Origin of the sequence: Pseudomonas sp. SBT1-2, assembly GCF_028640875.1 — a bacterium.
Taxonomy (GTDB): domain Bacteria; phylum Pseudomonadota; class Gammaproteobacteria; order Pseudomonadales; family Pseudomonadaceae; genus Aquipseudomonas; species Aquipseudomonas chlororaphis_I.
The window spans coordinates 20,142-38,263 of sequence record NZ_JAQZAA010000052.1 but is presented as its reverse complement, the minus strand read 5'-3'; the positions used below and the strand labels follow the sequence as shown (position 1 = coordinate 38,263).

Sequence of the window (18,122 nt, the reverse complement as noted above, 5' to 3'; positions counted from 1 at the left end):
TTCAAGCGCCTCTGGACCTCAGTGCAACGCCTTGCGATTGAAGTCGCGCAGGCGGAAACCGAACAAGGCCAGCATGCCGAAATAGGCCACTACGCCGGCCACCACCAGCACGCCCAGACGCAGGAAACGCGCAAGCATATGCCCCTGATCCCAGGCCGGCATGAACTGCATCAGCCCCAACAACACCGCCGACATCACGCTCACCGCAACGACCAGTTTGAGGGCAAACTTGCCCCACCCTGGCTGCGGCAGGAACATCTGCTGTTTGCGCAGTTGATAGAACAGCAGACCGGCGTTGATACAGGCCCCGGCGCTGATCGCCAGCGCCAGGCCCGCATGCTTCAGCGGACCGATGAACGCCAGGTTCAGCAGTTGCGTGACGATCAGCGTGAAAATCGCGATTTTTACCGGGGTACGAATGTTCTGCTGGGCGTAGAAGCCTGGCGCCAGCACCTTGATCACAATGATCGCGAGCAAGCCGACCGAATACGCGACCAGCGCCCGCTGGGTCATCGACGCATCGAAGGCGCTGAACTGGCCGTACTGGAACAGCGAGACCGTCAGTGGCTCGGCCAGAATCCCCAGCGCCAACGCACAAGGCAGCACCAGCATGAAGCACAGGCGCAGGCCCCAATCGAGAATCCGCGAATATTCATGCCGGTCCTTGTTGGCGTAAGTCTTGGCCAGTGTCGGCAGCAGGATCGTGCCCAGTGCTACCCCCAGAACCCCCGAAGGCAGCTCCATCAGGCGATCGGCGTAATACATCCAGGACACCGAGCCGGCCACCAGGAACGAGGCGAAGATGGTGTTGATGATCAGTGAAATCTGGCTTACCGAGACCCCGAGAATGGCCGGCAGCATCTGCTTCAGCACCCGCCAGACCCCGGTGTCGCGCAGATTCAGGCGCGGCAGCACGAGCATGCCGATCTTTTTCAGGTGCGGCAGTTGATACAGCAACTGCGCCAGGCCACCCGCCAGCACCGCCCAACCCAGGGCCATGACCGGCGGATCGAAATAAGGTGTCAGGAATACCGAGAACACGATCATGGCGACGTTCAGCAACGTCGGCACGAACGCCGGGACCGAAAAGCGGTTCCAGGTATTGAGGATCGCCCCCGCCAGGGAGGACAACGAGATCAGCAATATATAAGGAAAGGTCACGCGCAACAGATCGGTGGTCAGCGTGAATTTTTCCGGAGTGTCGACAAAACCTGGCGCCGTCGCCCAGATCACCCAGGGCGCGGCGATGATCCCCAGCGCCGTCACCAGCGCCAGCACCAGGGTCAGCAGGCCGGACACATAGGCAATAAAGGTACGGGTCGCTTCCTCTCCCTGCTGGCTTTTGTATTCCGCCAGGATCGGCACGAAGGCCTGGGAAAAGGCGCCCTCGGCGAAGATGCGGCGCAGCAGGTTGGGCAGCTTGAAGGCGATGAAGAAGGCGTCCGTCGCCATTCCGGCGCCGAACGTACGCGCAATGATGGTATCGCGCACGAACCCCAGAACCCGGGAAAGCATGGTGATAGAGCTGACAGCGGCCAACGACTTGAGCAGGTTCATGGAAAGGTTTTTTGCCTGTAGATAAACAGCAGGCGAACAATGCGCCCACTTGTGCGATACTCCGCGCCGCAACAGCACAGAGCCAAAGCTCGCGAGTTTACAGGTCAAGCGCCGGAAATAAATATCCCGCCTCTTCAGATCCAACCACTCAGCGGAACGCATCAGCTGCCCTTGACAAGCCTTCAACTCATCGGCATGATTCGCGGCCTATTTTGTTTGCTATTTCCCAAAAAGTCTTTCGAGGAGCTCGACGGTGGCCAACTCACCTTCCGCCAAAAAACGTGCAAAACAGGCTGAGAAGCGTCGCAGCCACAACGCCAGCCTGCGTTCCATGGTTCGTACCTACATCAAGAATGTAGTTAAAGCCATCGACGCAAAAGACGCTGAAAAAGCGCAAGCTGCTTATGTTCTGGCCGTGCCAGTTATCGACCGCATGGCCGATAAAGGCATCATCCACAAGAACAAAGCTGCTCGCCATAAAGGCCGCCTGAATGGCCACATCAAGGCTCTGAAGCTTGCTGCTGCAGCCTAAGCGACACGCTTGTTAAAAAACCGACCCCAGGGTCGGTTTTTTATTACCTGCGATTTGCTGCTTTGAGTACTGAACCGCTATCACCAGCAATCGAGCGCCGACCGGCCGCCCCTGCAGGAATGACACAACCTGCAGGAGCAAGCCCTGAAGGCCTTTACGGGTTCTGCGCCCAAGGCAGGATCGGAATCGCCGTCACCGCATTCTGCGGACTACCCTCGATCAACCGATCGCTATAGACCAGGTACACTAGGGTATTGCGCTTCTTGTCGAGGAAACGCACCACCTGCATGGTCTTGAACACCAGCGAAGTGCGCTCCTTGAATACCTCCTCGCCATCCTTGAGCTCACCCTTGAAGCTGATTGGGCCGACCTGCCGACAAGCGATGGAGGCCTCGGCACGATCCTCCGCCAACCCCAGCCCACCCTTCACGCCACCGGTCTTGGCGCGCGACAGGTAGCAGGTCACGCCCTCCACCTTCGGATCATCAAAGGCCTCGACCACAATGCGGTCATTGGGCCCGACAAACTTGAACACCGTCGACACCTGGCCGATCTCTTCAGCGGAGGCCAGCAGCGGCATCGCCAGCAGCAACCCCAACAACCCTTTTGCTACACGCATTGGTTTTTCCTTAGACCAGAATCAGGTTGTCACGGTGAACCAACTCGGGCTCGGCCATGTACCCCAGCAAACCGACAATCGCATCAGAAGACTGACCGATGATTTTTTGCGCCTCCAGGGCGCTGTAGTTGGCCAGGCCGCGAGCGATTTCACGCCCGTCCGGCGCCACGCACACCACCATCTCGCCACGGCGGAAGCTGCCCTGCACCAGCTTGACCCCCACCGGCAGCAAGCTCTTGTTGCCTTGGGACAGGGCCGACACCGCACCATCATCCAGCACCAGGGTGCCACGGGTTTGCAGGTGCCCAGCCAGCCATTGCTTGCGCGCCGCCAGCATGCCGCGCTCAGGCGACAGCAAGGTACCCAGGCGCTCGCCCGCCTTGAGGCGATCCAGCACCCGCTCCAGGCGCCCACCGACAATGATGGTGTGCGCCCCGGAACGGGCCGCCAGGCGCGCCGCGCGCAGCTTGGTCTGCATGCCACCACGCCCGAGCGCACCACCGGTACCGCCCGCCACCGCATCCAGCGCCGGGTCGTCGGCGCGCGCCTCGTAAATCAGTTGGGCATCGGGGTTGTTACGCGGGTCCGCATCGAACATGCCGTCGCGGTCAGTGAGGATCACCAGCAGATCGGCCTCGACCAGGTTGGCCACCAGGGCCGCCAGGGTGTCGTTGTCACCGAAGCGGATCTCATCGGTAACCACGGTGTCGTTTTCATTGATGACCGGAATCACCTTGAGTTCGACCAGCGCACGCAAGGTGCTGCGGGCGTTCAGGTAACGCTTGCGGTCGGACAGGTCGTCATGGGTCAGCAGGATCTGCGCAGTGTGCAGGCCGTGCTCGGCAAAGCTCGATTCCCAGGCCTGCACCAGACCCATCTGGCCGATGGCCGCGGCCGCCTGCAGCTCATGCATCGCACTCGGTCGTGCGGTCCAGCCCAGGCGACTCATGCCGGCCGCGACCGCACCGGAGGAAACCAATACCAGCTCGACGCCAGCCTCATGCAAGGCCACCATCTGCTCGACCCAAACGCCCATTGCCGCGCGATCCAGCCCTTTGCCGTCCGCCGTCAGCAGTGCACTGCCGATCTTCACGACCCAGCGCTGCGCACCTGTCACCTTACTCCGCATCTTCTTCAACCTTAGCTTGAGAGCCACGCGACCGAGCGCGCCCATAAGTTATTCGTGGCTACGTTTCTTGATACTAAGCTTCTTGATACTACGTTTCCTGGATACTAAAACGCCGCTCAGTGAGCGGCGCTTGTAGTTTACTGCAACGAATCAGTCGCGGACGTAAATGATTTCCGGACCATCTTCGTCATCCACATCTTCCTCGTCCCAGTCATCGTCGCCGATGTCATGCACGCTCTTCACGCCGCTGCGGCGCAGGGCACGCTGGTCGTCCAGAGCCTGCAGCTGGGCACGCGCCTCGTCTTCGATGCGCTGATCGAGCTCAGCCAACTCGTCGGCATAAGCCGGGTCGGCAGCCAGGCGATCGGCACGATCTTCCAGATAACGCATGATGTCGCGGCCCAGGCGCTCGGTACCGTCTTTGGAAATGGCCGAGATCACGTACACCGGACCGGTCCACTCCAGGCGATCGACGATCTCCTTGACCCGCGCCTCATGCTCCTCCTCGAGGATCTGGTCGCATTTGTTCAGCACCAGCCAGCGATCACGCTCAGCCAGGGACGGGCTGAACTTGGTCAGCTCGTTGACGATCACTTCCGCAGCATCGGCCGGGCTGCTTTCATCCAGCGGCGCCATGTCCACGAGGTGCAGCAGCAGGCGAGTACGCGCCAGGTGCTTAAGGAAACGGATACCCAGGCCCGCACCATCCGAAGCGCCCTCGATCAGGCCCGGGATGTCGGCGATCACGAAGCTTTTCCAGCGGTCGACACTGACCACGCCCAGGTTCGGCACCAGGGTCGTGAACGGATAGTCGGCCACTTTCGGCTTGGCCGCGGACACCGAGCGAATGAAGGTGCTCTTACCCGCATTCGGCAAGCCCAGCAGACCGACGTCCGCCAGCACTTTCAGCTCCAGCTTGAGATCACGCTGCTCACCCGGCTTGCCCGGAGTGGTCTGGCGCGGCGCGCGGTTGGTACTGGATTTGAAACGGGTGTTACCCAGACCGTGCCAGCCGCCCTGCACCACCAGCAAACGCTGACCGGCCTTGGTCAGGTCACCGATCACTTCCTGGGTACCGGCGTCGATCACCGTGGTGCCGACCGGTACGCGCAGCTCGAGATCCTCACCTTTCTTGCCGGTGCAATCGGTACTGCCGCCATTGGAGCCGCGCTCGGCATCGAAATGGCGGGTGTAGCGGTAGTCCACCAGGGTGTTGAGGTTTTCGTCGGCGATCATGTAGATCGAGCCGCCATCCCCACCATCACCACCGTTCGGACCACCGTTTTCGATGAACTTTTCCCGACGGAAACTCATGCAGCCATTGCCGCCGTCGCCAGCTTTTACTCGGATCGAAACTTCATCAACGAACTTCATAACAAAACGCCTCTCGCCGCACGGGCGAGCCGAAAAACACTAAGACATAAGACTCTTGCAAAAATGAGCGCAGCGACCCCGATCAACGGCCGTAACATCCAGCGCTGGCAGCCCATACAAACAGTTTTGCAAGAGACTCACCCCACAAACGAAAAAGCCCCGTCGCAAGACAGGGCTTTTCCAGCGATCGCGCAATTAAGCCGCGACAACGCTCACGTAACGACGACCGAAGGCGCCTTTTACTTCAAACTTGATCACGCCTTCGATTTTCGCGAAGAGGGTGTGATCTTTACCCATGCCAACGCCGTAGCCAGCGTGGAATTGGGTGCCGCGCTGACGCACGATGATGTTGCCGGCCTTGATGACCTGGCCGCCATACATCTTCACGCCAAGGCGTTTGGCTTCTGAGTCGCGACCGTTACGGGTACTACCACCAGCTTTTTTGTGTGCCATGAGTTCAATTCTCCTAGTGAGGAATTAGGCTGAAATTAAGCCTGAATACCGGTGATTTTGATCTCGGTGAACCACTGGCGGTGGCCCATACGCTTCATGTGGTGCTTACGGCGACGGAACTTGATGATGCGGACTTTATCGTGACGACCTTGGGAGATCACTTCAGCCTTGACGGTTGCGCCAGCAACAACAGGTGCGCCGATGTTCACGTCGTCGCCATTGGCAACCAACAGAACGCGGTCAAAAGTCACGGATTCGCCAGTGGCGATTTCCAGTTTTTCGATCTTCAGGTATTCACCTTCAGCGACCTTGTATTGCTTACCGCCGGTAACGATTACTGCGTACATGGTATTTCTCCGATAATCCTGCTCACCCAGCTCTTTATAAGAAGAGGTATTGGCTGGCATGGCTGCATGGGGCTGGAACGGCCCAAGTGCAATTGCGTAAGGCAGGTGCTGCCCAGGAAGTTCAGGGTGCGCGATTGTACGCAAGCTGTCTTGGCGATGCAAGGGGCCGTCCATCGCGCCTTGACAGCCCCGGACGTGGGTCCTAGCATGCCGCGCAACCCTTCTGGAGCACCTGTCGCTGATGCAACCCCAAGCTTTCTACCGCGCGGTGGCGGACGATTTTAGCGCCGTCGACGGCATCATCAAGAAGCAGCTGACCTCCCGAGTGCCGCTGGTATCGAAAATCGGCGACTACATTACCTCGGCCGGGGGTAAACGCCTGCGTCCTTTATTGGTGCTGCTGTGTGGCAAGGCCCTGGGTCGCGAAGGCGACGACCTGCGCCTGCTGGCCGCCACCATCGAGTTCCTGCACACCGCCACCCTGCTGCATGACGACGTGGTCGACATGTCCGGCATGCGCCGTGGCCGCTCGACCGCCAACGCCATGTGGGGCAATGCCCCGAGCGTGCTGGTGGGCGACTTCCTGTACTCGCGCTCCTTCGAGATGATGGTCGAGCTGGGCTCGATGCCGGTGATGAAGATCCTTTCGCAAGCCACCCGCATCATCGCCGAAGGCGAAGTGCTGCAGCTGTCGAAAGTCCGTGACGCCAGCACCACCGAAGAAACCTACATGGAAGTCATCCGCGGCAAGACCGCGATGCTCTTCGAAGCCTCGACCCACAGCGCCGCCGCCCTGGCCGGCGCCACCGAAGAGCAGAGCGAAGCCCTGCGCACCTTCGGCGATCACCTGGGCGTGGCCTTCCAACTGGTGGACGACCTGCTCGACTACCGCGGCGACGCGGAAACCCTGGGCAAGAACGTCGGCGACGACCTGGCCGAAGGCAAGCCGACCCTGCCGCTGATCTACACCATGCGCGAAGGCACGCCGGAACAGGCTGCCCTGGTGCGCCAGGCGATCCAGAAAGGCGGTATCGAAGACCTGGAAAGCATCCGCGCGGCCGTGGAAGCCTCCGGCTCCCTGGACTACACCGCGCAACTGGCCCGCGACTATGTCGCTCGCGCCATCGCCTGCCTGGAAGCCCTGCCGCCGAGCGAATACCGCGACGCGCTGGTGGAACTGAGCGAATTCGCTGTAGCCCGCACCCACTAAGATTCGATCGCCAGCCCGCTCCAGCCCTGCGCAGGAGCGGGCTGGCTCGCGATGCTTTCTCGCCCAATCCCCCGCGATACCCCTTCCCCGGGCAAAACCCTATATAATGTGCGCTTTTTTAGCCTTCCTGAATCCGAGGAGTCTTAGTGAGCACGTTGCCACCCTGCCCAAAATGCAATTCCGAATACACCTATGAAGACGGCGCCCAGTTGGTCTGCCCGGAATGCGCCCACGAATGGTCCGCCAACGGCGAAGCCGAGGCCGCATCCGATGAAACCGTGAAAAAAGACTCGGTCGGCAATGTCCTGCAAGACGGCGACACCATCACCGTGATCAAGGACCTCAAGGTCAAGGGCACCTCGCTGGTGGTCAAGGTCGGCACCAAGGTCAAGAACATCCGCCTGTGCGATGGCGACCACGACATCGACTGCAAGATCGACGGTATCGGCCCGATGAAGCTCAAGTCCGAGTTCGTCCGCAAGGTCTGATATTCCGGCTATCGCCCCGTGCCAGCCACGGGGTGAAGCCCTCCCCGCTCCCGCCTGATTCCCCGCCTCTCCCGCCACCTATCAAAAGGCCAGCCCTTTTGACTCACAACAATTTCCATACAGAAAAAAGCAGAAACCGCCAATAGGTACTTGCTATTCACTGAATAAGAATTATTCTCATTGAAACCCATCAAGGAGATGAGACTCATGACTTATTTGATCGACGCATGGCTGGACCGCCCACACCCTTACCTGCGAATCCTGCATCGGGAAACCGGGGAAGTCTGTGCGGTACTGGAAGAAGAAGCCTTGAACGAACTACAGGACCAGGGCGACCTGGACCTCAATGGCCTGAGTTCCAGCGAGCCGGTGGTGCTCAAGGAGCTGGTGCGCAACCTGTTTCTGTTCTGCTATGCACGGGCCTTGCGCCCTGCCGGAACAGCCGAAGGGCAAGGCCTGAGCGCAAAAATACGTCTATGACCCCACCTAAACCCTCTGCCAAGGCGAACCTGCGCGCGATCCGTACACCGCACACACGGCGTATGGATCGCGAGCACGCTCAGCCCGGCAGCTGAGGCTTACAGAACGTCGAGCAGCTCGACGTCAAACACCAGAACGCTGTGCGGCGGGATGCTGCCAACGCCTTGCGCGCCGTAAGCCAGCTCGCTCGGCACGTACAGACGCCATTTGCTACCGGCATTCATCAGTTGCAGCGCCTCGGTCCAGCCAGCGATCACGCCGCCGACCGGGAATTCCGCAGGCTGGCCGCGCTCGTAGGAGCTGTCGAACACAGTGCCGTCGATCAGGGTGCCGTGGTAGTGGGTACGCACGCTGTCTTCACGGGATGGCTTGGCGCCTTCGCCCTGGGTCAGCACTTCGAACTGCAGGCCGGAGGCCAGAGTGGTGATGCCTTCGCGCTTGGCGTTTTCAGCCAGGAAAGCCAGGCCCGCGCCAGCAGCGGCTTCAGCCTTGGCAGCGGCTTCGGCCTGCATGATTTCGCGGATCACCTTGAAGCTGGCGGACATTTCTTCCTGGCCTACACGGCTAGGCTTGCCGGCGAACGCGTCGGTCAGGCCCGCCAGGATGGCGTCCAGGCTCACGCCCGGTGGCGGGTTGTCACGCAGCTGGTCGCCCAGCTGACGGCCGATACCGTAGCTGACGCGGGTTTCGTCGGTGGACAGATTTACTTCGGACATGACACTGCTCCGCTGTGCGGACGGCTCGGAAATCCGCCGTGCGTACACAGCGCATCCCGGGACGCCCGGAACCAAAAGGGCGAGCAGACTAGCACAGATGCCACGGTGATGAACGCGCGTCCCCGCCTGTCAGGCCGAGCGGACGGCGAGGGGCACCCGCAGGCTGTCATCGGTATTGGCCGAGAGGCCGCACATCTCGTCATGCACTGAAGCGTGGATCAGGTTGAAGGGCAGCTTGGGAAAGGCATGCAGCACTTCCCGGGCATGTTCCACCGAACGCAGATGCAACATCTGCCCGTGGGCGTCGCTCAACGGATAGGCCGTCCCGTGCATCCGCGCCTCGAGCAGATAGATGCCGCCTTCGAGGGAGATCAGGTTCAGCTCATCGATTTTTCCGGCGACGGCATAAGCATTCAACTCGTGCAGGTTCATGGGTGCACCTCGCGCAGTTCAAACCCGTGACCTCTACAGGGATATGCCTCGGCCGGTAAAAGCACAAGCCACAAACGACGCCGCCCGTCCGTTTCACAACGGCCGGGCGGCGCGGCTACAGCGGTGGTCAGGCGATCAGTGCTTGGTCAGCTTGTCCAGATAGCCCATGGCGAAAGCCGAAATCACGAAGGTCATGTGGATGATCACGTACCACATCAGGTACTGCGGCTCGATGTTCTTCGCGTCCATGAATACCCGCAGCAGATGGATCGAGGAGATCGCCACGATGGACGCGGCCACCTTCATCTTCAGCGAGGAGGAGTCCATCTTGCCCAGCCAGTTGAGCTTTTCCTTGTCCTCGTCGATGTCCAGCTGAGACACGAAGTTCTCGTAGCCGGAGATCATCACCATCACCAGCAGGCCGCCGACCAGTGCCATGTCGATCAACGACAGCAGCACCAGGATCAGATCCGACTCGGCCATGGAGAACACGTTGGGGATGACGTGAAAGACTTCCTGGAAGAACTTCAAAGCCAGGGCGAGCAGCCCCAATGACAGGCCAAAGTAGATCGGCGCCAGCAGCCAGCGCGAGGCGTACATTGCATTCTCGATAAAACGTTCCATTGAATCTCACACAGGTCTGAAAACGGCGGCGAGTATATCAGCCGGCCAAAAGCCCATAAACCGCAACGAAATCCATTGCCTGCGCGTCTGCCAAAGCGTTTTTCTGCTAGTGTCGCAAGCACTTGAACAGCTCAATGACATCGGACAGGAAGCCTGGAGAATGGATTTGCGATTGCCTTTGGCGGGTACCGGCCTGTGTATCGCGGTACTGCTCAGCAGCGGCTGCTCGCCCAGCGACGAGAAGCAGCAAGTCAGCCTGGAACAGAAAACCGCACAGTTCGAACAATCCCTGGACGCCATCCAGGATCCCAAGCTCAAGGACGCCATCGCTGACCTGGGCGGTTCGCTGTTACTGCTCGAGCGAGCGCAACTGCGGCTCAAGAGCAAGCCCATCGAGACCGAATACGGCGATGACGCCCTGGCCCTGCTCAAGCACTACCCCAGCCCGCAGGCCCTGGTCGACACCTACCTCAATGGTCTGTTCGTACTGCGCAAGACCTCCAACTCCGACTACCTGACCGATCTGCAGCCGGTGTTCCCCTTCAGCTTCAACATGCCGGCGCAATTCCCCTTCCCCCACGGCCTGGAATGGCAATCCGTAACCCTGAGCAACGGCAAGGTCATCGCCTTCCAGCCCGAATGGTCGGAAACCGATCCCGGCATCCAGTTGAGCCCCTCCAGTTCCAACCTGACCAATCCGGATGACCTGACGGTGACCTACCCGTTCATCAAAGGCGTGGAAGTCGAAAACAAGAACCAGCCCCAACCCGTGACGTTGCAAGGCAAGGCCGAAGTGATCGCGCCACACCAGGTGCTCACCTTCGAACTGGACAAGGCCGATGTCGGCAAGCAACGCAGCGACAAGAATGTCAGCGTGAAACTGCTGTCCCTGGACAAGAACAGCGCCGAAATCGAGTTGACCAACAGCGCCCCACTGCCGCCCGGGCTCAGCGAGACGCCGCTCAACCCGTTGCTGGTGCAGGCACGCGACACTACCGGCCAGATCCTTTCGCGCTCCGGTTCGATCAACGAGAACAGCCAACAGATCGCCTTCTACGCCAAGCAGCTCGCCGAAATGCAGAAGCAGAAGGCCTGGAGTCAGGCGTTCGAGCAGCAGCTTGAAGAGGAGCGCAAAACCTTCGAGCGCGAGCAGCACAGCCATTACACCAAGGTGTATTTCAACGGCCTGATCGACAAGCTCGAAGTCAACGTGCTGGATTTCTCTGGAGCCACCGTCACCCGTAAAGAGTTCAACCTGCCGGTGCGGCGCTTCGACCCTCTGACCACCGACAGCAAGATCCAGCCCCTGCCCATGCCGGTAGTGGTGTATGACGACCAGGCACCGAACTACCTCAAGGGCGCCAACCTCGACGAAGACACCCTGAAAAAAAGCGTGGTCATTCACCAATCCACCGAGGACGCCAGCGCGGCGCGGATCGAGTTCGACCATCCGAAAACCTTCAATGACGAATTGCTGGGCACCTCCTTCTCTACCAGCGACAGCCCGGTGACCTTCTTCACCCAGAACGAAAACGGCAAACGCGGCGAGCCCATCGAACTGCCCTCGGAGGCGGTCGAGGTCGACCCGCTGCGTAGCTCGATCACTTACGACCTGACCCTGTTCCCGGAAACCCCGGCTTACGCCGTCGGTGCGATCCCACTGTTTCTGGCCAGCATCGAGAAGAAGGCCCTGCCCGTCAGCCAGTTGCCCAAAGGGCTTGAACTGCGAGGCAATGCGCTGATCGTCGACCAGCGCCTGTTCCCGGCCGAGGCCTGGCGCTTCTACGCCAAGGACAGCAGCGGTCAGTACCTGAAGGAGATTCTTGCGGTCAGCCATGAGGCGCCAGCAAAAGGTTCGGCCTCGTTCGACGTGCATTACTTCTATGGGCAGCCCACCGAGCTGGAAACCTACCAGCGCAGCGAACTCAATACCGTCGAATATGGCTTTGAGGTCAAGCTCGACAAGCTGGAGAATCCACCACCCGCCGAGTAGGACTCAGCGGTAGGGATTAAAGGGAGATCGCGTCAATGGCGGCAGCGTTCGCCATTGATCTGCCGTAGTTGCGCCTGAAGGTGCAGGCACCAGATCTGCGGATCGTCGGCCAGCTCATAGCCGTGGGTGGTCAGGCTTTCGACGATGGAATCAAGGATGGATTCGGCCACGCTGGGACCGCAGAAAGGTCCCTGGGCCTTGATGGCCGAAGGTTGTTCACCGGCCATTCCGGCCGCGAACAGTAGGGTCCACATTCCGTTATCTCCCGCCAGCGGGCGGATACTGCACTCGATACGGGTGACCAGGCCAAGACACTGGCGGGTAAGGCAGAGGTTGCGCGACATGGCGGCGACCCTCGGTAGATCCGGTATTCAGCCCTCATGTGAAGACTGTTTCGATCCAGTGACGACTGTCGTTCTCCTGCCCTGAGAATAGGAAGAAAAGACTGAGAAGCAAAGTTGACCGGCTGAACAGGCGCCGAATGGTCTATTCGAGAAAATTGACGCCAGCGGACCGGCGCCGCGACGAAGGCCGAGCCCTCGCCGCGGCATAGCTCATGCCGGCTTGGTTTGCGCCAATGCTTCTTGTGCCTGCTCTTTTTCCGCTTCCTTGAGATCGTCCTCGCTGATCATTTCCGCGATAACCCGCAGACGCTCCACCACCCGCGCGTTGACACTGCCTTCCGGGAACTGGCCATCCGCATCCGGCTCGCCCGCGGGCTCGCCGACCAGCAGGCTCAGGGCCTCGTCAGCCTGGCGCACGGCATACACGTGGAATTTCCCGGCGCGGACCGCTGCCAGTACCTTCTCGTCGAGCATCAGGGTGGCGACATTGGCGTGAGGAATGATCGCGCCCTGCTCACCCGTCAGGCCCCGCGCTTCGCAGAGGCGGAAGAAGCCTTCGATCTTCTCGTTGACCCCGCCAACCGCCTGCACTTCGCCGAACTGGTTGATCGACCCGGTAATGGCAAAACATTGCTTGAGCGGGGTTTTCGACAAAGCCGAGATCAGCGTGCACGCCTCGCCCAGCGACGCACTGTCACCATCGACATAACCGTAGGATTGCTCCAGCGCGATGCTCGCCGAGATCGCCAGGGGGAATTCCTGCGCGTAACGGCTGCCCAGGTAGCCGGTGAGAATCATCACGCCCTTGGAGTGAATCGGCTGGCCGAGATTGACCTCGCGCTCGATGTCGACGATACCGCTGCCCCCCGGATACACCGTGGCGGAAATCCGCGCCGGAATACCAAAGGCCGAGTCGCCCACTTCCAGTACGGTCAGGCCGTTGCACTTGCCCACGGCCGCGCCATCGGTGTCGATCAGAATGATCCCCGCCAGCATGTCGTCGAGAATCCGCGCCGAGACCCGCCCGGTACGGGTGGCCTTGGCTTTGAGCGCCCGTTCGATATGCCCGGCATCGGTCATCTCGTCCGAGGCCAGGTGACGGATGAAGTCCGCCTCGCTGACCAGCTGGAATAGATCGCCAATACGCGCCGACAAGCGCCCCTGGTGTTCCGCCAGCCGGGCGCTATAGGTCGCCAGGCGTGCCACCGCGTCCGCGGTCAGCGGCGCCATGCCTTCTTCGGAGGTGCGAGTTTTCAGCAGCTGGGCGAACTGTTCGAGGCTTTCGTCCACCATCGGGATGTCTTCGTCGAAGTCCACCAGCACGCGGAACATTTCCTGGAAGTCCGGATCCAGGTCCTGCAGCGTGTAGTACAGCTGGCGAGCACCGATGATCACGACCTTGACCTGCAGCGGGATGTGTTGCGGGGTCAGGGTCACGGTGGCCAGGCGCCCCAGTTCGCCCAGCGGCGATTCCATCTTCAGCTTGCGCGATTGCAGGGCCCGCTTGAGGGCATCCCAGACAAAGGGTTCGCTGAGCATCTTCTCGGCTTCGAGAATCAGGAAACCGCCGTTGGCCCGATGCAGGGCACCCGGACGCAACTGCCGGTAAGTGGTGTAGAGCGCGCCCTGGTCGGTGCTGTATTCGATGCGGCCAAACAGGTTGTCGTAGGTCGGGTGCGGCTCGAACACCACCGGCGCGCCGCCACTGGCCGGATGGCCGACCACCAGGCTCGGACCATACTGTTCTTCCAGCAGCTTGCGGGCCACGGCGTCGGTCTTGCTGTCGTCCACCAGTTGCTCGACCACGGTCTTGAGCAGGTACACCTGCATGGCTTGCAGGTAGCCACACACGCCGGCATTTTCCGCGTACTTCTCGGACAGCGGCGCCAGCAATGGCTGCAAGGCCAGGGTGATGGTTTCTTCGTTGAGGTGACGCAGCTGGTTGCTCGACTCGCGCTTCCACTGCGGCAGGCTCGCCAGTTCTTCGTTGAGGCGCTCCTCCAGGGCGGAAATGTCCTCGTGGAAACGCTCGCGATCGGCCTCGGGCAGTTGCGCGAACTCTGCCTCGTCCAGCGCCTTGCCGTCGAGCATAGGGGTGAAGGCAATATTGCTGCTGTCGCGGTACAGCGCGACGTCCTTCTCCAGCGCCAGGCGCTCGATCACATCGAGGGCACGGTCGTAACGCTGGTTGAACGCGCGGTCGATGGCGCTTTTCTTCTGTTGATAGGAGGGATGCTCGAAGACCGCCGGAAAGGTCGCCAGCAGGTTGTCGATCAGGCCGTTGATGTCACTGATGAACGCCCCCGCGGCCCCCGAAGGCAGCTCCAGCGCGCGCGGCTCGCGCGGCTCATCGAAATTGTTGACGTAGACCCAGTCGGACGGGGTCTGCAGGCGTTTGCCCTCAGCCTTCAGGTAGCGTTTGACGAAAGAGAAGCGACCAGTGCCGGGCTCGCCCATGACAAAGACGTTGTAACCGGGGCGTGGCATGGCCACACCGAACTGCAAGGCTTCGACCGCACGTTCCTGGCCAAGCACACCGCGAAAGGGCTCCAAATCATTGGTGGTCGAGAAGCTGAACTGTTCAGCGGAAAACGGACGGGTCAGCGCTTCGGGCGCTAGACGCAAGCTGGCAGCAACAGGATCAGGCATCGGGCTTCCTTACATCAGGCGGGGCAGATGGGGCATTCTGGCGCCGGGTACAGCGGCTGGCAAGGCGCGAGGCAGCGAAAGCGCGGACAGATCCCAGGCGCCACGCGGACAGCATAAAAACCGTCTATTTCAAGGAATGTCATGCAAAAAAACACGGAACCCTTGGAATCTGCCTAAACTCCAAGCTGCGCGGCTGGACTAATAACCGGCCCACTGGCGCCGACATGGGCCAGAACCCTTGTCCATTGGTTTGCACACAAAGAGAACAAAGCTATGAAACGGATTCTTCTCGGTACTCTCTTCACCGCTGTTTCCATCAATGCAATGGCCCAAGCGCCAGGCGGTCCGGATTGTGGGTGGGGCAACCTGCTGTTCGAAGGACAGCGCGGCACTCCGGCTCACTTCCTGGCCTCCACCACCAACGGCACCTCCGGTAACGCGACCTTCGGTATGACTTCCGGCACCAACGGCTGCTCGACCAACAGCGCGCTGACTTACGGCGGCAAGTCCTGGTTTGCCATGAATGGCATGATGAATGAGCTCTCCGAAGACATGGCCAAAGGTGAAGGCGAAGCGCTGACCACCTACGCCGTGGTTCTGGGCGTCGCTCCCGAAGACCGCGCGCACTTCGCCGCCGTCACCCACGAGCACTTCCAGCAGATCTTCAGCAAAGCCGACGTGACCGCGGAAGATGTGCACACCAACACCCTGGCCGTGCTGAAAAGCGATGCACGCCTGGCCAAATACGCCACCCCGGCTTAATCTCGACCCGCCCGCTCTTTTCGGGGAGCGGGCTTTTGTTTTTCGGACATGACCCCTCCCGGGTCTTTGTTTTTTCCGACTCAAGTTGCCCACCATGCTCAAACGCCTTGCCTCCCTGGCGCTCTGTGTCTGCGCCCCGCTGTCCGCCGCGCCACAAATCGACCACTCACGTTTGCAGCAACTGGCCAACGATCCGTTCTGGATTTCCCTTGGCCACTACGAAACCGCCAAGCTCGGAGGCTGGCGCAGTTATGTCAGCGACCCGAAGTTTTTCCTCGCCAGCGACGGCGCCGAACACCCCGACGCCGAACTCAAGGCCACGCTGAACGCGCTCTACGCCCCCGCCAGCAGCGGCAACCAGCATGCTCAATGCGTGTACCCCGCCCGCACCCGCTGGCTCAAGGCCCAACTGAGCCTGAGCGATCTGCCGACGGTGGACTGCAATGAGTTCAACCAGTGGTTCAAGGACGTCTCCCCCCACAGCACGGTAATGATTTTCCCGGCGGCCTACCTGAACAGCCCGTCGTCGATGTTCGGCCATACCCTGCTGCGCATCGACCAGGCCGATGTGCAAAGCAACCACACCGCCCTGCTCAGCTACGCGATCAATTTCGGCGCCTATATCGAAGGCTCGGACAACAGCATTCTCTATGCCTGGAAAGGCCTGATGGGCGGCTATCCCGGGCTGTTCGCCCTGGTGCCCTACCAGGAGAAGCTCTCGGAATACCGCAGCCTGGAAAACCGCGACTTGTGGGAGTACCGGCTGAACCTGACCCAGGCGGAAACCGAACGCATGGTCGAGCATGTCTGGGAACTGAAGCAGATCAAGTTCGACTACTTCTTCTTCGACGAGAACTGCTCTTACCGTTTGCTCGAGCTGCTGCAAGTGGCGCGCCCCAGCCTGCGCCTGACCGGGCAATTCCCGCTGACGGCGATTCCCACCGACACCGTCAAGGCGGTGAAGGAAGCCGGCCTGGTGGAGAAAATCGAGTACCGCCCGTCCCGCGAACGTGAGCTGCTGGAGCGCGCCAAGCCGCTGAGCAACGACGAGCAACAATGGGTGCTGAAGGTCAGCGCCGACCAGCAACAGCTGCAGGAGCCGGCCTTCAAGGCCCTGCCACGGGACCGCCAGGCACTGATCATCGATGCGGCCTATCGCCTCGAGCGCTACCGGGCCAACGGTCAGGAGCGCGATCCGCAACGGGCGCAGCGCAGTTTCGAACTGTTGCGGGCGATCAACCGCAACCCGCCGCCCGAACTGTCCATCGAACGCCCAGGCCTGCCGGAAGACGGCCATGAATCGCGCACCTGGCAGGTCGGCGTGGGCACCCGCGGCGACCAGGCTTTTGGCGAATACGGGCTGCGCATGGCCTATCACGACCTCAACGACAATGCCGAAGGTTTCCCCCTGGGCGCACAGATCGAAATCCTGCAGATGAAGCTGCGCCAGTACGAAGGCAACAATTGGCAGCTGCAGCAACTGGACCTGGCGACCATTCGTTCACTGACGCCGCGCAACGAACTGCTGCAACCCTGGTCCTGGCAGGTCACCGGCGGCCTGGAGCGAGTGCCGGGCAAACACGACGATGAAACCCTGGTCAGCCATGTCAACGGTGGCGGTGGCGGCACCTGGCAGCTCAGCGAGAACATGCTCGGCTTCGCCCTGGGCACCGTGCGCGTCGAGCACAACGCCGATTTCGCCGGTTTCATCACTCCGGCGGCCGGCTTCAACACCGGCCTGCTGTGGAAAAACCCGCTGGGCAATTTCAGCGTCGAAGCCAAGGGCGACTACTTCACCAACGGTGAGGTACGCCGCAGCTTGAGCCTCAACCAGCAATGGGAGCTATCACGCAACCTGGGCCTGCGCCTGAGCGCCCAGCGCGAGTTCAGCCACCTGGCCACGGCGGAAAACGAGGTGATGCTGGAGCTGAAGTGGTACCACTACTGACCCCCGGTCGCATTCTCACCGCGCTTTCACAAACCACTGACGAATCCCCTTCTAGACTTTCTCTATGAGCCGTTGAGCGGCGTGGGAGTCAGAGATGTGGCGGTATGCGGTGGTGGCATGGCTGGCGTTGCTGAGCGGTTGTGAGACGACCCACGAACAGTTGCTCAAGCAGGGTTATCCACCGGCCTTCGCCGACGGCTTCGATGACGGCTGCGCCAGCGGTCGCCAGGCCGCCGGGGCGATCAACGGCGAATTTCGCAAGAACGTGCCGCGCTACCTCAAGGACCCGCAATACGCCGAGGGCTGGAGCGATGGTTTTCGCCAGTGCCAGGCCATGCTGGAAAACCAGGATCGCAATGACTATCGGCAGCGTCACTGGGACGAACGCGAACGCGCCTGGCAAGAGGAAAAAGACCGCGACGCCGCGCGAGCCTATCGCTCGCAGTAAGTCGCTTTCAGACATGG

The 18,122-nt window shown here is 60.8% G+C and carries 19 protein-coding genes; 8 read left to right on the top strand and 11 right to left on the bottom strand.

Translation table 11 applies throughout. The annotated features are described in order from the left end of the window. Window positions 1-18: 18 nt before the first annotated feature. A complete protein-coding gene (gene murJ, locus PVZ78_RS06480) occupies window positions 19-1,557 on the bottom strand; it encodes a murein biosynthesis integral membrane protein MurJ (protein WP_009050948.1) in 1,539 nt (512 codons plus the stop codon). 253 nt (window positions 1,558-1,810) lie between these two features. Between murJ and rpsT the strand changes: the two genes are divergently transcribed. Further along, the gene (rpsT, locus tag PVZ78_RS06475) at window positions 1,811-2,089 is read left to right on the top strand and encodes a 30S ribosomal protein S20 (RefSeq protein ID WP_009050949.1); all 279 of its coding nucleotides are present in this window, start codon (window positions 1,811-1,813) and stop codon (window positions 2,087-2,089) included. Between the two features lie 154 nt (window positions 2,090-2,243). On the opposite strand, the gene PVZ78_RS06470 is transcribed toward rpsT, so the two are convergent. From PVZ78_RS06470 to rplU, 5 genes are all read right to left on the bottom strand, one after another. After that, window positions 2,244-2,708 (bottom strand): CreA family protein, encoded by a 465-nt coding sequence (locus tag PVZ78_RS06470; protein WP_053280991.1) that lies wholly within the window; start codon window positions 2,706-2,708, stop codon window positions 2,244-2,246. A gap of 10 nt (window positions 2,709-2,718) precedes the next feature. Beyond that, window positions 2,719-3,837 carry a glutamate 5-kinase gene (gene proB / locus PVZ78_RS06465; protein ID WP_007924743.1) on the bottom strand — a complete coding sequence of 373 codons (1,119 nt, stop codon included), beginning with the start codon at window positions 3,835-3,837 and terminating at the stop codon, window positions 2,719-2,721. Window positions 3,838-3,987: 150 nt separating this feature from the next. Next, window positions 3,988-5,211, bottom strand: coding sequence for an Obg family GTPase CgtA (cgtA, locus tag PVZ78_RS06460; protein ID WP_273828402.1), 1,224 nt, complete (start codon window positions 5,209-5,211; stop codon window positions 3,988-3,990). 195 nt (window positions 5,212-5,406) lie between these two features. Continuing rightward, window positions 5,407-5,664 (bottom strand): 50S ribosomal protein L27, encoded by a 258-nt coding sequence (gene rpmA / locus PVZ78_RS06455; RefSeq protein WP_003228360.1) that lies wholly within the window; start codon window positions 5,662-5,664, stop codon window positions 5,407-5,409. 35 nt (window positions 5,665-5,699) lie between these two features. Further along, window positions 5,700-6,011, bottom strand: coding sequence for a 50S ribosomal protein L21 (gene rplU, locus PVZ78_RS06450; protein ID WP_007924746.1), 312 nt, complete (start codon window positions 6,009-6,011; stop codon window positions 5,700-5,702). A gap of 241 nt (window positions 6,012-6,252) precedes the next feature. Between rplU and PVZ78_RS06445 the strand changes: the two genes are divergently transcribed. The 3 genes from PVZ78_RS06445 (at window position 6,253) to PVZ78_RS06435 (ending at window position 8,189) form a co-directional block, all read left to right on the top strand. Continuing rightward, window positions 6,253-7,221, top strand: coding sequence for a polyprenyl synthetase family protein (locus tag PVZ78_RS06445; protein ID WP_009045711.1), 969 nt, complete (start codon window positions 6,253-6,255; stop codon window positions 7,219-7,221). 146 nt (window positions 7,222-7,367) lie between these two features. Continuing rightward, a complete protein-coding gene (locus tag PVZ78_RS06440) occupies window positions 7,368-7,709 on the top strand; it encodes a zinc ribbon domain-containing protein YjdM (protein ID WP_007924748.1) in 342 nt (113 codons plus the stop codon). A 207-nt stretch (window positions 7,710-7,916) separates the two neighbouring features. After that, complete coding sequence (locus tag PVZ78_RS06435; protein WP_009045712.1) at window positions 7,917-8,189, top strand: PA4570 family protein; 273 nt, start codon at window positions 7,917-7,919, stop codon at window positions 8,187-8,189. A 98-nt stretch (window positions 8,190-8,287) separates the two neighbouring features. Here the strand turns inward: PVZ78_RS06435 and PVZ78_RS06430 are convergent, their stop codons facing one another. The 3 genes from PVZ78_RS06430 to PVZ78_RS06420 form a co-directional block, all read right to left on the bottom strand. Continuing rightward, on the bottom strand, window positions 8,288-8,905 hold the full coding sequence (locus PVZ78_RS06430) for an FKBP-type peptidyl-prolyl cis-trans isomerase (RefSeq protein ID WP_007924751.1): 618 nt from the start codon (window positions 8,903-8,905) through the stop codon (window positions 8,288-8,290). A 129-nt stretch (window positions 8,906-9,034) separates the two neighbouring features. Beyond that, window positions 9,035-9,337, bottom strand: coding sequence for a DUF6482 family protein (locus PVZ78_RS06425; RefSeq protein WP_009050951.1), 303 nt, complete (start codon window positions 9,335-9,337; stop codon window positions 9,035-9,037). Between the two features lie 135 nt (window positions 9,338-9,472). Then, a complete protein-coding gene (locus tag PVZ78_RS06420) occupies window positions 9,473-9,961 on the bottom strand; it encodes a TIGR00645 family protein (protein WP_007924753.1) in 489 nt (162 codons plus the stop codon). Between the two features lie 160 nt (window positions 9,962-10,121). Here PVZ78_RS06420 and PVZ78_RS06415 point away from each other — a divergent pair, with 160 nt between their 5' ends. Then, on the top strand, window positions 10,122-11,954 hold the full coding sequence (locus PVZ78_RS06415) for a hypothetical protein (protein WP_273828401.1): 1,833 nt from the start codon (window positions 10,122-10,124) through the stop codon (window positions 11,952-11,954). A 32-nt stretch (window positions 11,955-11,986) separates the two neighbouring features. Here the strand turns inward: PVZ78_RS06415 and PVZ78_RS06410 are convergent, their stop codons facing one another. Both PVZ78_RS06410 and PVZ78_RS06405 read right to left on the bottom strand, forming a co-directional pair. Continuing rightward, on the bottom strand, window positions 11,987-12,298 hold the full coding sequence (locus PVZ78_RS06410) for a PA4575 family protein (protein WP_007924756.1): 312 nt from the start codon (window positions 12,296-12,298) through the stop codon (window positions 11,987-11,989). A 210-nt stretch (window positions 12,299-12,508) separates the two neighbouring features. Further along, a complete protein-coding gene (locus PVZ78_RS06405) occupies window positions 12,509-14,947 on the bottom strand; it encodes a Lon protease family protein (RefSeq protein WP_009050953.1) in 2,439 nt (812 codons plus the stop codon). A gap of 273 nt (window positions 14,948-15,220) precedes the next feature. On the opposite strand from PVZ78_RS06405, the gene PVZ78_RS06400 reads away from it, so the two are divergent. The 3 genes from PVZ78_RS06400 to PVZ78_RS06390 all read left to right on the top strand — a co-directional run bounded on the left by PVZ78_RS06400 (window position 15,221) and on the right by PVZ78_RS06390 (window position 18,105). After that, window positions 15,221-15,709 (top strand): DUF3015 domain-containing protein, encoded by a 489-nt coding sequence (locus tag PVZ78_RS06400; protein WP_007924760.1) that lies wholly within the window; start codon window positions 15,221-15,223, stop codon window positions 15,707-15,709. A gap of 94 nt (window positions 15,710-15,803) precedes the next feature. Further along, complete coding sequence (locus tag PVZ78_RS06395) at window positions 15,804-17,657, top strand: DUF7840 domain-containing protein (protein WP_028683438.1); 1,854 nt, start codon at window positions 15,804-15,806, stop codon at window positions 17,655-17,657. A 94-nt stretch (window positions 17,658-17,751) separates the two neighbouring features. After that, window positions 17,752-18,105: a hypothetical protein gene (locus tag PVZ78_RS06390; RefSeq protein WP_273828400.1), complete on the top strand. Its 354-nt coding sequence runs from the start codon at window positions 17,752-17,754 to the stop codon at window positions 18,103-18,105. Window positions 18,106-18,122: the final 17 nt, after the last annotated feature.

Bases quoted from the DNA above. Each gene is read 5' to 3' on its own strand.
- murJ (WP_009050948.1), bottom strand. From the start codon at position 1,557: ATGAACCTGCTCAAGTCGTTGGCCGCTGTCAGCTCTATCACCATGCTT.
- PVZ78_RS06470 (WP_053280991.1), bottom strand. From the start codon at position 2,708: ATGCGTGTAGCAAAAGGGTTGTTGGGGTTGCTGCTGGCGATGCCGCTG.
- proB (WP_007924743.1), bottom strand. From the start codon at position 3,837: ATGCGGAGTAAGGTGACAGGTGCGCAGCGCTGGGTCGTGAAGATCGGC.
- cgtA (WP_273828402.1), bottom strand. From the start codon at position 5,211: ATGAAGTTCGTTGATGAAGTTTCGATCCGAGTAAAAGCTGGCGACGGC.
- rpmA (WP_003228360.1), bottom strand. From the start codon at position 5,664: ATGGCACACAAAAAAGCTGGTGGTAGTACCCGTAACGGTCGCGACTCA.
- rplU (WP_007924746.1), bottom strand. From the start codon at position 6,011: ATGTACGCAGTAATCGTTACCGGCGGTAAGCAATACAAGGTCGCTGAA.
- PVZ78_RS06445 (WP_009045711.1), top strand. From the start codon at position 6,253: ATGCAACCCCAAGCTTTCTACCGCGCGGTGGCGGACGATTTTAGCGCC.
- PVZ78_RS06435 (WP_009045712.1), top strand. From the start codon at position 7,917: ATGACTTATTTGATCGACGCATGGCTGGACCGCCCACACCCTTACCTG.
- PVZ78_RS06430 (WP_007924751.1), bottom strand. From the start codon at position 8,905: ATGTCCGAAGTAAATCTGTCCACCGACGAAACCCGCGTCAGCTACGGT.
- PVZ78_RS06425 (WP_009050951.1), bottom strand. From the start codon at position 9,337: ATGAACCTGCACGAGTTGAATGCTTATGCCGTCGCCGGAAAAATCGAT.
- PVZ78_RS06420 (WP_007924753.1), bottom strand. From the start codon at position 9,961: ATGGAACGTTTTATCGAGAATGCAATGTACGCCTCGCGCTGGCTGCTG.
- PVZ78_RS06415 (WP_273828401.1), top strand. From the start codon at position 10,122: ATGGATTTGCGATTGCCTTTGGCGGGTACCGGCCTGTGTATCGCGGTA.
- PVZ78_RS06410 (WP_007924756.1), bottom strand. From the start codon at position 12,298: ATGTCGCGCAACCTCTGCCTTACCCGCCAGTGTCTTGGCCTGGTCACC.
- PVZ78_RS06405 (WP_009050953.1), bottom strand. From the start codon at position 14,947: ATGCCTGATCCTGTTGCTGCCAGCTTGCGTCTAGCGCCCGAAGCGCTG.
- PVZ78_RS06400 (WP_007924760.1), top strand. From the start codon at position 15,221: ATGAAACGGATTCTTCTCGGTACTCTCTTCACCGCTGTTTCCATCAAT.
- PVZ78_RS06395 (WP_028683438.1), top strand. From the start codon at position 15,804: ATGCTCAAACGCCTTGCCTCCCTGGCGCTCTGTGTCTGCGCCCCGCTG.
- PVZ78_RS06390 (WP_273828400.1), top strand. From the start codon at position 17,752: ATGTGGCGGTATGCGGTGGTGGCATGGCTGGCGTTGCTGAGCGGTTGT.